This is a genomic window from Dyella kyungheensis, from assembly GCF_049913195.1.
In the GTDB taxonomy this organism is placed as follows: domain Bacteria; phylum Pseudomonadota; class Gammaproteobacteria; order Xanthomonadales; family Rhodanobacteraceae; genus Dyella; species Dyella kyungheensis.
On sequence record NZ_CP183983.1, the window covers coordinates 288,079 to 299,609 of the forward strand.

The window sequence follows — 11,531 nt, forward strand, 5'->3', positions numbered from 1 at the left end:
CATCTGAAACGAAGGTTCGCCAGCGTGCACCGCACCACCGCCGAAAACATGCAATGCCCCGTCGCCCGCGGCCTGGACCGCGTCGGCGAGTGGTGGAGCATGCTGATCCTGCGAGACGCCTTTTACGGGCTGAGCCGCTTCGACGATTTCCAGACCAGCCTGGGGATCGCGCCCAACATCCTCAGCCGCCGGCTGGCCACGCTGGTGGAAGCGGGCATGCTCGAACGGCATCGCTACAGCGCCCGCCCGGTGCGCTACGAATACCTGCTGACCGAACGCGGCCGCGATTTCCGCCCCGTCCTGCTGTCGATGATGGCGTGGGGCAACCGCCATTTCGCGCCCGAGGGCCAGGCCCTCGAGTTGATCGACAAGCAGTCCGGCCAGGTGGTGGAGCCGGTACTGGTTGATCGCCTGAGCGGCGAACCGATCACCCCTGAACGCCACGAAGTGCGCCCCGGCCCTGCGGCCAGCGAGCGCATGCGTGCGCGCATCGCTTTCAGACATTCGCGCGCACAGGCGCGCCAGACCCTTTCCGATACCAAGCCTCCGGAGTCACTCCCATGAATGCCGTTACCGTTGCCGAGCGCGCGGACAGTCCCGCCGTTGCGGAATCCACGCCACGCAGCAAGAAGAAATCGCTGGTGCGTCTGGCCATCGGCGCAGCCGTCATTGCCGGCGTCGTCTATGGCGGCCACTGGTGGAGCGTCGGGCGCTTCATCGAAGACACCGATGATGCGTATGTGGGCGGCGACGTCACCGTGATCGGTCCGAAGGTGCCCGGTTACATCACGCAGGTCGCGGTGACCGACAACCAGGTGGTGCATGCCGGCGACCTGCTGGTGAAGATCGACGATCGCGATTACCGTGCCGCGCTGGCCAAGGCCGATGGCGCCGTCGCCGCGCAGCAGGCGCTGCTGGCCAATCTCGATGCCACCGAAAATCTCCAGCTGGCGGTGATTCGCCAGGCGCAGGCCAGCGTCGCCGCCGCCGCTGCCGAAACGCAGCGCTCGCGCGATGACGAAGCGCGTTATCGCGATCTTTCCAGCCGCTCGGCCGTGTCCATCGAAAGCGCGCAGCGAGCCGATGCCACCTACAAGACGGCGCGCGCCGGTTCGGACAAGGCGCAAGCCGCGCTGATCGCCGCGCAGCGCCAGATCGACGTGATCGAGTCGCAGAAACTGCAGGCCCGCGCAGCATTGCAACAGGCCAAGGCCGAGCAGGAGATCGCCCGACTCAACGAGGGCTATACCGAACTGCGCGCGCCGGTGGATGGCGTGGTCGGCAATCGCCGCGCACGCACCGGCGCCTACGCCGCGGCCGGCACGCAATTGTTGTCGGTGGTACCGGCGCACGGTCTGTGGGTCGACGCCAACTTCAAGGAAGACCAGCTTGCACGCATGAGCGCGGGGCAGGCGGTGGAAATCCGCGCCGACGTGATGCCGGGCCGCGTGTTCCACGGCCGCCTGAGCAGCCTCGCGCCCGCCACCGGCGCGCAATTCAGCGTGCTGCCGCCGGAAAACGCCACCGGCAACTTCACCAAGGTCGTGCAGCGCGTACCGGTACGCGTGGTGCTGGACAGCAAGGATGATGCGCTCGGCGTGCTGCGCCCGGGCCTGTCGGTCGTGGCTGAGGTGGATACGCGCGGTCGGGTCGCCTCGCCATGAATGCCAGGGCGGCCAGCATGCCGATGAGTGGGCCGATCGATCCGGCCATGCTCAGCGTTGCGCAGAAAGTGTTCGCCTTCGCCAGCATGTGCGTGGGCATGTTCATCGCGCTGCTGGATATCCAGATCGTGTCCGCTTCGTTGCGCGACATCGGTGGCGGCTTGTCCGCAGGCGCGGATGAAACGGCCTGGGTGCAGACCAGCTATTTGATTGCCGAAATCGTGGTGATCCCGCTGTCGGGCTGGCTGTCGCGGGTGATGTCCACGCGTTGGCTGTTCGCCGCCTCCGCGGTGGGCTTCACCATCACCAGCATGCTGTGCGGCATGGCCTGGGACATCAAGAGCATGATCGTGTTCCGCGCGATGCAGGGTTTCCTGGGCGGCTCGATGATCCCGATGGTGTTCACCACGGCGTTCGTGTTCTTCCAGAACAAGCAGCGCGTGATCGCGGCGGCCACCATCGGCGCCATCGCTTCGCTGGCGCCCACGCTCGGGCCCACGCTGGGTGGCTGGATCACCGATCATTCGTCGTGGCACTGGCTGTTCTTCATCAACCTGGTGCCCGGCATCTTCGTTGCGGTGGCGGTGCCGATGCTGGTCAACATCGACCGCTCGGATTACTCCCTGCTGCGGCATGCCGACTACCTGGGCATGGTGTTGCTGGCGATCTTCCTCGGCTGCCTGGAATACACGCTGGAAGAAGGTCCGCGCTGGAACTGGTTCAGCGACCAGGTGATCCTCACCACGGCGTGGCTGTCGGGGCTGGCGGGCGTGGGTTTTATTGCGCGCAGCCTGACCTACGAACATCCGGTCGTCGATCTGCGCGCACTGCGCGATCGCAACTTCGCGCTGGGCTGCTTCTTCTCCTTCGTCACCGGCATCGGCCTGTTCGCCACCATCTATCTCACGCCGCTGTTCCTGGGTCGCGTGCGCGGCTACAGCGCCTTGCAGATTGGCGAGGCGGTGTTCTCCACCGGCGTGTTCCAGATCCTCAGCATTCCGCTGTACACCTATCTGGCCAAGCGCTACGACCTGCGCTGGATCATGATGGCGGGCCTGGCCATCTTCGCGATCTCGATGTGGGACTTCACCCCGATCACGCACGACTGGGGCGCGCACGAACTGCTGTTGCCGCAGGCCTTGCGCGGGATGGGGCAGCAGCTGGCGGTGCCGCCGGCGGTCACGCTGACGCTGGGCGGCCTGGCGCCGCAACGGCTGAAGCTGGCCTCGGGCCTGTTCAACCTGATGCGCAACCTGGGCGGCGCCATCGGCATCGCCGTGTGCGCGACCATCCTCAACGATCGCACCAACCTGCATTTCTATCGACTGTCCGAACATCTCAACAGCAGTAACGAGGCGATGAACGGCTGGCTGGCGCAAACCACCGGCCACATCGCCGACCTCGGGCAGAACATCGACGACGCCACCGGCGGCTCGTTGCGGCAGTTGTGGCTGCTGACGTATCGCGAAGCGCAGACCTTGTCGTATGCCGACGCTTTCCTCGCCATTGGCCTGTGCTTCGTCGTCGCCACGGCGATGGTGCCGCTGATGCGCAAGGTGGCGCCGCCGGCTGCGCCTTCCGCTGATGCGCACTGAATTCCCTTCTTATCTCCGAGACATCACGATGACTACCTCGATTTCGTCCTCCGACGCGTCACGGTCAACGTCGCGTCGGCACGCGTTCCGCATGGGTGCCGTCGCGGCTGCGCTGATCGGTCTGGCGGGTTGCACGGTCGGTCCGAACTACGTGCGCCCCGATGTGACGGCCAATGCGACCTATGCCAGCCAGTCGCAGCTGCAGGCGCGCGATGCTACGCGTGCCGCACCCGCGCTCGACGCGTGGTGGCAGGGTTTCGACGATCCGGAACTCACCCGCATCATCAGCCGCGTGATGAGCCAGAACCTCGACCTCGCCGCTGCCATGGCGCGTGTCGACCAGGCCCGCGCCGCGGCACGCGAAGCGGGCGCGCAGCTGGCGCCGCAAGGCAGCCTCGATGCGCAGGTGGCGCAGGAGCATCAATCGACCAAGGGCGCGCTGGGCGAGATCGCCAGCCAGTTTCCTGGTTATCAGCGCAGGCAGACACTGGAAACGCTGGGCGTTGGTGCGAGTTGGGAGCTGGATATCGCCGGTGGCCTGCACCGCGGTGCCGAAGCGGCCAACGCCGAAGCGCAGGCGGCGGAAGCGAACCAGGATGGCGTGCGCATCTCGGTGGCCGCCGAAGCAGCGGACAGCTATTTCCAGGTGCGCGGTGCGCAGGAACGCCTCCGCCTCGCGCAACAACAGATCGATACCGAAACACAGCTGCTCGAACTGGTAAAGGATCGCCTGGCCGGCGGTTTGGCAACGTCGCGCGAAGTGGCCCAGGCGCAGGCCCTGGTGCTGCAGGCCAAGACTACTTTGCCGCCGCTGCGCATCACGCTGGCGCAACAGCTCAATCGTCTCGATGTGTTGATGGGTGCGGCGCCGGGCACGTATGCCGCCGAGTTGAAGGATAGCCCGCAAAACTTCACCGTTCCCGTGATCGGCACCGATGGCGGTCCCGAGATGCTGCTGCGCCGCCGTCCGGACGTGATCGCGGCGGAGCGCAAGCTCGCTGCCTCCAACGCGCGCATTGGCGTGGCGGTGGCCGAGTACTACCCGAAGGTTTCGCTCGGCGGCCTGCTCGGCTTCGAGACGCTGCAGAGCGGTTCGCTGTTCTCCGCGCAGGCATTCCAGCCGCAGGCCGTGTTGGGACTGCACTGGCGCTTGTTCGACTTCGGTCGCGTCGATGCGGAAGTCGCGCAGGCCAAGGGCGCCAACGCGGAAGCGCTCGCGCTGTATCGGCAGTCCATGCTGCGCGCCACGGAAGACGTGGAGAACGCAATCGTGTCGCTGGCCGAACTGGAAACGCAGCACCGCGATCTCACGCTGGAAGTGCAGGCCCATGTGCAGGCGCGCGACGCCGCGCAGGATGCCTACAAGGGCGGCGCAGTGAGCCTGATCGAAGTGCTGGACGAAGATCGCCAGCTGCTCACCTCGCGCGACCAGCTGGCGCGCGTGCATGCCGATGATGCGCGAGCGGCGGTGGCGACGTTCCGCGCGCTGGGTGGCGGCTGGTCGGGCAGCAACGAGGTGGCGACGCGCTAAGCGACGCCCCGCCTGACGCCTAGTCCTCGGTGGGAGCGCACGCTGTGCGCGACTGGCCAGCGCGATGCGCATCGCTCCGCCTGGTCGCGCACAGGGTGCGCTCCCACAAAAGATAGCCACGCACGGTCTATTTGTCGGTCACTGACGTGCCGGCCTGTTCTTCCGCGGTCGGCCCCGGCGCATCCGAGCCCCGCACGCGCGGATCGTACGTCGTCATCGTCGGTTGGCCGACGGGTGGCTTGCCTCGCAGCTCGGTCACCTGGTGAGCCGAAACGGCACCACCGCGATTGCCCCAGCTGGCGCGCACGAAGGTAACGATATCCGCGATCTGCTGATCGTTCAGTCGTTCGCGGAACGCCGGCATGCTGAATTGCGTGGGTGCATCACGGCCCGGCGGCATAGTGGCACCGTGCAGCACCAGGCGAATGGCTGAGCCGGCGTTCTCGCCGTTGAGCACGGGATTGCCGGCCAGCGCCGGAAACACCTGTCCGTAGCCGCGACCATCGGTGCGGTGGCAGGTCGCGCAGTTGTCGACATAGAGCTGCGCACCCGGCGCGCTGACATTGCCGCCATACAGCGCCGTGCGCGTGGCCTCGTTATAGACCACCGCCTGTTCCTCGCGCGCCGCGGGCAGCGACTTGAGGAAATGCGCCACGGCGGCGAGATCCGCATCGTTCATGTACTGGGTGCTGTGCTCCACCACGTCGCTCATGCCGCCGAAAACGGCGCTGCGATCCGTACGGCCGGACTTGAGAAGGGTCACCAGCTCCGCTTCGGGCACGCTGCCCAGGCCGCTCGCCAATTCGCCACGCAGGCTGGGCGTGACCCAGTTGTCGTTGGTGCTGCCGCTGAGGTACTTGGAGCCGCCCGCCGTGCCCAGCGCTTTCTCCTGCAGCGTGAAGGCACGCGGCGTGTGGCAGGCACCGCAGTGTCCCAGGCCTTCCACCAGGTATTGGCCGCGCGCCATCGTCGCGTCGGCGGTGTCCGCCGCCTGCATCGGGCGCACCTTCGGCGCGAACAGCCAGCGCCAATAGGTGAGCGGCCAGCGCATGGAAAGCGGCCACGCAATGCCTTCGGCGTGGTTGTCCTGCTTCACCGGCTGCACGCCCTGCATGAAGTACGCGTACAAGGCCTGGATATCCTGATCGTTGACCTTCGCATACGAGGGATAGGGCATGGCTGGATAGAGCGTATGCCCTTCGGCGTCGATGCCACGGCGCACCGCGCGTTCGAACTGTCCGTAGCTGTACTTGCCGATGCCGGTGTCCGGATCGGGCGTGATGTTGGTGCTGTAGATGATGCCGACCGGCGACTCGATCGGCAGGCCACCGGCATAGGGTTTGCCACCGGGGGCGGTGTGGCAGGCGGCGCAATCGCCAAGGCGCGCGACATACTCGCCTTGCTTGACCAGATCGGGCGTGATCTCCGCGCCTTTGGCCGACGCATCGCCACCGCCGCCGGGAAACAGCATGGCGGCCATCCACACGATCAGCAGCAGAATGAGCAGCGCGACGATGACGCGCCACAAGCCGCCACCACGTCGACGAGGCCTGGCGAACGTGTTCATGCCTGCACCAAGGGGCCGGGGTTCTTGAGGTAGGTCTCACGAATGGCCTTGACGGACATGTAGGTGAGACCGCCGATAAGGCCGGTCGGGTTGTAACCGATGTTCTGCGGGAAGGCCGATGCGCCGGTGACGAACACGTTGTGCACGTCCCAGTTTTGCTGGAAGCGGTTGAGCGCACTGGTTTCCGGCGACGCGCCCTGGATCACGCCGCCGGTGGTGTGCGTGGTCTGGTATTGGCGCACGTCGTAGTGGTCGCCGGGTTTGCGGATCGTCTGCGAGGTCTGCCGAGGCTTCATCGCATCGGCGATCTCCTGCGCGCGGTCGGTGAGGAAGCGCGTCATCTTGTATTCGTTGTCGTGCCAGTCGAAGGTGATGCGCAGCAGCGGCAGGCCGAAGGCGTCCTTGTAGGTCGGGTCGAGATCGAGATAGCGGTCGCGATACGACATCACCGAGCCATGCGTCTGCACGCCGGTGGTATGCAGGTAGCTGTCCTTGGCGGCGCGCTTCCATTTCTCGCCCCACGCCGGCGTGCCCGGCGGCACCAGCAATTGCTGGATCGGCCGGCCACCCGTCTGCCCGCCGAGGATGTAGCCGCCCCCCACGAAACCCTGCGGACCGTGGTCGAAGTGATCGGAATTGAACTCGTCAATGATCACGTTGCCGCCGGAGCCCGCACCGATGAACGGATTGATCGCCACGTCCTTGTCGTAGAAGACGTTGACGTTGCTCATCATCTGGTACGCGTAGTTCTTGCCGATCACGCCCTTGCCGGTGTTCGGGTCGTACGGCGCGCCGATGCCGGACATCAGCATCAGGCGCACGTTGTGCATCTGGAACGCGGCCACGATCACCAGGTCCGCCGGCTGCTCGACCTGCTGGCCCTGCGCGTCGATGTAGGTGACGCCGGTGGCGCGCTTGCCGCTGGAATCGAGATTGATCTTGGTGACATGGCTGTGCGTGCGCAGTTCGAAATTCGGCTTGCGCATCAGCACCGGGAGAATCGTGGTCTGCGGCGATGCCTTGGAATACATGAAGCAGCCGAAGCGCTCGCAGTAACCGCACAGATTGCACGGCCCCAGACGCACGCCGTGCGGATTGGTGTATGGCCGCGACGCGTTGGAGGAGGGCTGCGGGAACGGCTTATAGCCTTTCGAACGCGCCGCATCGGCGAAAAGCTGGGCGCCGTAATTGTTCTTCACCGCAGGGTTGGGATACTCCTTCTTGCGCGGTCCTTCGAACGGATTGCCGCCTTCCTTGATCTCGCCGTTGATATTGCCCGCCGTACCCGAGGTGCCGCACAGGTATTCGAACTGCTCGAGGAACGGTTCCAGTTCGTCGTAGGTCACGCCGTAATCCTGGATCTGCATATCCGCCGGCATGAACTTCGCGCCGTAGCGCTTGCTGATATGGCTCTGGAATTCCAGGTCTTCCGGCGAGGGCCGATAGTGCTGGCCGTTCCAGTGGATGCCTGCGCCGCCCACGTTGTTGCCGAGCAGGAACGAGCCGTACTGGCGATACGGCACCGCCGTCTCGTTGAGGTTGTGGCGGATCGTCACCGTCTCGCGCGCCAGCGGCTGGAACAGCTCGCCGCGGATGCCATAGGCCAACTCGTCGGCGTTGTGCGGATAGGTGAAGTCGGGCGAGGTGTCGCGATACGCCCCGCGTTCCAGCGCCAGGATCTTCAGGCCCGTATCGGCCAGTTCCATGCCCATGATGGCGCCGGTCCAGCCGAAGCCGACGATCACCACATCGACCGGTTTCATCCGGATCATGATTTCGCCCCTTCGATCGAGACCGGTCCGAGCGGATAGACCTTGCCGGGTTGTTCGATCCAGTCGGCGTAATCGGCGCGGGCGCCAGGAAAGCCGATCATCTTCCACGCCGCCATCTGCTTGTTGCCGCCGTACATCGGGTCGGCGAAGTAGCCTTCCTTGGTATTGGTGAGCAGCTGCGCGAAGAACGTCGCGGTGGGAATGTCGTCGAGCTTGATCTCGCCTTTTTCCAGCTGATGCAGGATCGCGTCGCGCTGGTCGGCCGGCAAAGCCGCGAAGTTTTGCTTGTGCTGTTGCTGGCACCAGCCGTCGATGGCGGCGATGCCCTTGCGGTAGAACTCGCGCGGCGTGAAGCGCAGCTGGTAGCCGAGCGTGGGCACCGCATCGGGCACGAACGGCCCCTGCATGTACCACAGCGAGCCGTGGCCGTAGGCCGCTTCCATCTGGCGATCGAGGAATTCCGGAACGCCGGCTTCGACGGCACCGGGGCCATCCTCGTTGGCGGGAATCAGTCGTTCGACGGCGGCCTGGAGGAATTCCCACTCGGGCGCCGTGAAATAGCGTGGCGAGTACCCGGAGCCGGCCGTGCCTGCCGGAGCGGCAGTGGTGCCGCTTTGCGTCTGCGCTATGGCTGATGTTCCGAGCAGGCTGACCGCGGGAACCGCTACCAGGGACTGTCGCAAAAAGTCGCGACGTGAAGGCGAACTGGGCTTGCTCGACATGACACTTCCCGTAGCACACGCGCCGTGCGTCCGGACATGCTGCCGCGACAGGTGAAAGCAAAACGTGAAGGTTTGTTTACAGCACGAAGGCGAGATGCGGGTGTCCGGAGAAAGACATTTGGATGCCTACATAGCTCTTTTGTGGGGGCGCACTTGTGCGCGACATGCGCGGAGCCGAAGGTTGCTGTCGCGCACAAATGCACTCGTCGCCCACCGAGCTATCATGGCTCAACCCATCATGGCGACATCGCATGGACAACTCCCGCGAGCAACGCCTGCTGCGCCTCTCCATCGGCGTGACTTTTCTGGTCGGTGTCGCCTGTATCGCGGTGGGTCTGCTGATGCGCTCGCAGGCCATCGCGTTCGATGGTTTCTATTCGCTGGTCGATGTGGTGCTTACTGCCGGGTCGCTGGTGGTCTCGCATCTGGTTACCAGTGAAGGCAGTCGACGCTTCCAGTTTGGGTACTGGCACCTGGAACCGCTGGTGCTGGTGTTCAACGCGGCCGTGCTCACCGCGATCTGCAGCTACGGCGGCTTTGCGGCCCTGCATGACCTGTTGACCGGTGGCCACGAGCTGGCGTTCGGTTTCGGCGCGGCGTTTGCGACAGCCATGGGCGTGGTGAGCCTGGTCATGGCGCTCTACATGCGACGCCAGGCAAGAGCGTTGGGTTCGGTGCTGCTGCAATTGGATGCCAAGGGCTGGCTCATCGGCGGCTGCATCAACATGGCGGTGGTGGTGGGTTTTGCGGTGGCGGCGATCATGCAGGGCGGACCGCTCGATCACTGGACCCGCTACATCGACTCCGCCGTACTGCTGCTGTTGATCCTCGCGCTGCTGCCGTTGCCGCTGGGCAGCCTGTGGCATGCGCTGCGCGAGGTGCTGCAACTGGCTCCCGATGCGCTCGACCAGCGCGTGCGCGATGTGATGTCGGCGATGATTCGAGAGCGGGGTTATCTCGACTTCACCAGTTACGTGGCGAAGATCGGCCGCATGCGCTTCATCGACATCCATATCCTGGTGGAGCCCTCCCGCCCGCTGGGCGACATGGGCGATGTCGATGCTGTTCGGCATGAGATCGCCACGCGCCTGGGCACCGATATTCGGGCGGAATGGCTGACCATAGTGTTCACCGGAAAGCGGGAGTGGATGTGAGCGCCAATCTCCCTGTAGGAGCGCACCTTGTGCGCGACGAAGCGCTGCGAAGTACCTCTCCGTAGGTTTGTCGCGCACAGGGTGCGCTCCTACAAAAAAGGAGCTTCGGCTAGCTGCGCTTCTGCAACCAATCACCGAACGCTTCAACACCTGGCTGCGCGCGGGCTCGGCCTCGTTGAATAGCTCGTGATACAGCGGGTCGAAATAGCGGGTGGTGACTTTGATGGCGGCCCATGCGTTCGAAGAGAAGGGTGGATCCTCATTCTCCCCTGTAGGAGCGCACCCTGTGCGCGACGAAGCGCTGCGAAGTACCGCACCGTAGGTTTTTCGCGCACAGGGTGCGCTCCCACAAAAAAAGGAGCTTCGGCTAGCTGCGCTTCTGCAACCAATCGCCCAGCTGCTTCAACACCTGGCTGCGCGCAGGCTCAGCCTCATTGAACAGCTCGTGATACAGCGAGTCGAAATAGCGGGTGGTGACCTTGTTGCCGGCCCAGGTGGCCGAGGAGAAATCGCGGCTGCCCGACGGGTTGACCAGCTTGTCTGCGCCGGCCACCAGCAGCAACGTAGGCACGGTGAGCTTGGAGGCGTCCGCTACCGAGGCGTCGCCCGCGCGGAAGATGAAATCGGCCAGTCGCGGCGTGACCCAGCCGTGGCGCAGCGGATCGGCGCGATAGGCCGGCTCCACCTGCGGATCGTGCGAGAGCTTGTTGAACGGCAGGCCGTTGGGCATCGGCAGGTTGGGCAGGGCCTTGGCCAGCGTCGCGGCCAGCTTCTGTCGCCATGCCGGTTCCCACGTGCGCAGGGCAGGCGAGGACAGCACCAATGCCGGCGGCTGCACGCGGCGGTCCAGCACGGTGCGTGCGGCCACCAGGCCGCCCATGCTGTGGCCGAGCAACAGCGGCCGCTTCGGCAGGGACTGGGCGTAATCGTTGTAGACGGTGGTCAGGTCTTCCAGCAGATCATCCGGGTGCGCCAACGCGCCGCGCCGGCCGGGGGTCTGGCCATGGCCGCGCTGGTCGTAGCTGCGCACCGCGTAGCCGCGGGTGTGGAACCATTGGGCCATCCGCTCGTAGCGACCGCTGTGTTCGCCCAGGCCGTGCACGATGAGCACCGCGTCGTGCGCCCGGCTGCTCGGCCAGTCACGCACGAACAGCGGCTGGCCATCGGCCATGCTGAGGAGCTGGGAGCGTTCGCTGCCGTGGTCACCCGGGTGGTTCACATCGTTCACTCGACGGTAAAAGTCCGCATTCTGCAACAAGCGGGGTGTGTTTTGCGCCTTGCAATGGGTTATCGCGGAATACCGGTGGCGGCGGCACCGCTCTCAAAGCTCGTCATTCCGGCGCAGGCCGGAATCCAGGCGCGGTGCATTGCGATTGTCGCGACGGTTCGGATCGGCCTTTTATGGCGGCCCCGCGAAAGCCGCACGGCACCGCCCTTACGCTCGTCATTCCGGCGCAGGCCGGAATCCAGGCGCGGTGCGTTGCGATTGTCGCGACGGTTCGGATCGGCCTTTTAGGACGGCCCCG

9 protein-coding genes are annotated in these 11,531 nt (G+C 65.3%); 5 read left to right on the top strand and 4 right to left on the bottom strand.

All coding sequences use genetic code 11. The features are described from left to right. Positions 1 to 24: 24 nt before the first annotated feature. The 4 genes from ACN9MB_RS01185 to ACN9MB_RS01200 all read left to right on the top strand — a co-directional run bounded on the left by ACN9MB_RS01185 (position 25) and on the right by ACN9MB_RS01200 (position 4,790). A complete protein-coding gene (locus ACN9MB_RS01185; protein ID WP_426270479.1) occupies positions 25 to 564 on the top strand; it encodes a winged helix-turn-helix transcriptional regulator in 540 nt (179 codons plus the stop codon). After that, positions 561 to 1,664: an HlyD family secretion protein gene (locus tag ACN9MB_RS01190; protein ID WP_239536086.1), complete on the top strand. Its 1,104-nt coding sequence runs from the start codon at positions 561 to 563 to the stop codon at positions 1,662 to 1,664. The genes ACN9MB_RS01185 and ACN9MB_RS01190 overlap by 4 nt, the downstream gene beginning before the upstream one ends. Beyond that, positions 1,661 to 3,259 (top strand): DHA2 family efflux MFS transporter permease subunit, encoded by a 1,599-nt coding sequence (locus ACN9MB_RS01195; RefSeq protein ID WP_426270480.1) that lies wholly within the window; start codon positions 1,661 to 1,663, stop codon positions 3,257 to 3,259. The genes ACN9MB_RS01190 and ACN9MB_RS01195 overlap by 4 nt, the downstream gene beginning before the upstream one ends. A 91-nt stretch (positions 3,260 to 3,350) precedes the next feature. After that, entirely contained in the window at positions 3,351 to 4,790 is a 1,440-nt protein-coding gene (locus ACN9MB_RS01200; RefSeq protein ID WP_426270481.1) for an efflux transporter outer membrane subunit, read from the top strand. Positions 4,791 to 4,917: 127 nt separating this feature from the next. Here ACN9MB_RS01200 and ACN9MB_RS01205 read toward each other — a convergent pair whose 3' ends face one another. Genes ACN9MB_RS01205 through ACN9MB_RS01215 form a run of 3 tightly spaced genes read right to left on the bottom strand, consistent with a single transcriptional unit; the run spans position 4,918 to position 8,851 of the window. Next, positions 4,918 to 6,357, bottom strand: coding sequence for a c-type cytochrome (locus tag ACN9MB_RS01205; protein WP_426270482.1), 1,440 nt, complete (start codon positions 6,355 to 6,357; stop codon positions 4,918 to 4,920). After that, a complete protein-coding gene (locus tag ACN9MB_RS01210; protein ID WP_426270483.1) occupies positions 6,354 to 8,129 on the bottom strand; it encodes a GMC family oxidoreductase in 1,776 nt (591 codons plus the stop codon). The genes ACN9MB_RS01205 and ACN9MB_RS01210 overlap by 4 nt, the downstream gene beginning before the upstream one ends. Next, positions 8,126 to 8,851 carry a gluconate 2-dehydrogenase subunit 3 family protein gene (locus ACN9MB_RS01215; protein ID WP_426270484.1) on the bottom strand — a complete coding sequence of 242 codons (726 nt, stop codon included), beginning with the start codon at positions 8,849 to 8,851 and terminating at the stop codon, positions 8,126 to 8,128. The genes ACN9MB_RS01210 and ACN9MB_RS01215 overlap by 4 nt, the downstream gene beginning before the upstream one ends. Positions 8,852 to 9,102: 251 nt before the next feature. Between ACN9MB_RS01215 and ACN9MB_RS01220 the strand changes: the two genes are divergently transcribed. Then, on the top strand, positions 9,103 to 10,005 hold the full coding sequence (locus ACN9MB_RS01220) for a cation diffusion facilitator family transporter (protein WP_426270485.1): 903 nt from the start codon (positions 9,103 to 9,105) through the stop codon (positions 10,003 to 10,005). A 367-nt stretch (positions 10,006 to 10,372) separates the two neighbouring features. Here ACN9MB_RS01220 and ACN9MB_RS01225 read toward each other — a convergent pair whose 3' ends face one another. Continuing rightward, positions 10,373 to 11,224 (bottom strand): lysophospholipase, encoded by an 852-nt coding sequence (locus tag ACN9MB_RS01225; protein ID WP_426270486.1) that lies wholly within the window; start codon positions 11,222 to 11,224, stop codon positions 10,373 to 10,375. Positions 11,225 to 11,531: the final 307 nt, after the last annotated feature.

Coding starts and splice junctions, on each gene's coding strand:
- ACN9MB_RS01190 (WP_239536086.1), top strand. CDS start 561: ATGAATGCCGTTACCGTTGCCGAGCGCGCGGACAGTCCCGCCGTTGCG.
- ACN9MB_RS01195 (WP_426270480.1), top strand. CDS start 1,661: ATGAATGCCAGGGCGGCCAGCATGCCGATGAGTGGGCCGATCGATCCG.
- ACN9MB_RS01200 (WP_426270481.1), top strand. CDS start 3,351: ATGGGTGCCGTCGCGGCTGCGCTGATCGGTCTGGCGGGTTGCACGGTC.
- ACN9MB_RS01205 (WP_426270482.1), bottom strand. CDS start 6,357: ATGAACACGTTCGCCAGGCCTCGTCGACGTGGTGGCGGCTTGTGGCGC.
- ACN9MB_RS01210 (WP_426270483.1), bottom strand. CDS start 8,129: ATGATCCGGATGAAACCGGTCGATGTGGTGATCGTCGGCTTCGGCTGG.
- ACN9MB_RS01215 (WP_426270484.1), bottom strand. CDS start 8,851: ATGTCGAGCAAGCCCAGTTCGCCTTCACGTCGCGACTTTTTGCGACAG.
- ACN9MB_RS01220 (WP_426270485.1), top strand. CDS start 9,103: ATGGACAACTCCCGCGAGCAACGCCTGCTGCGCCTCTCCATCGGCGTG.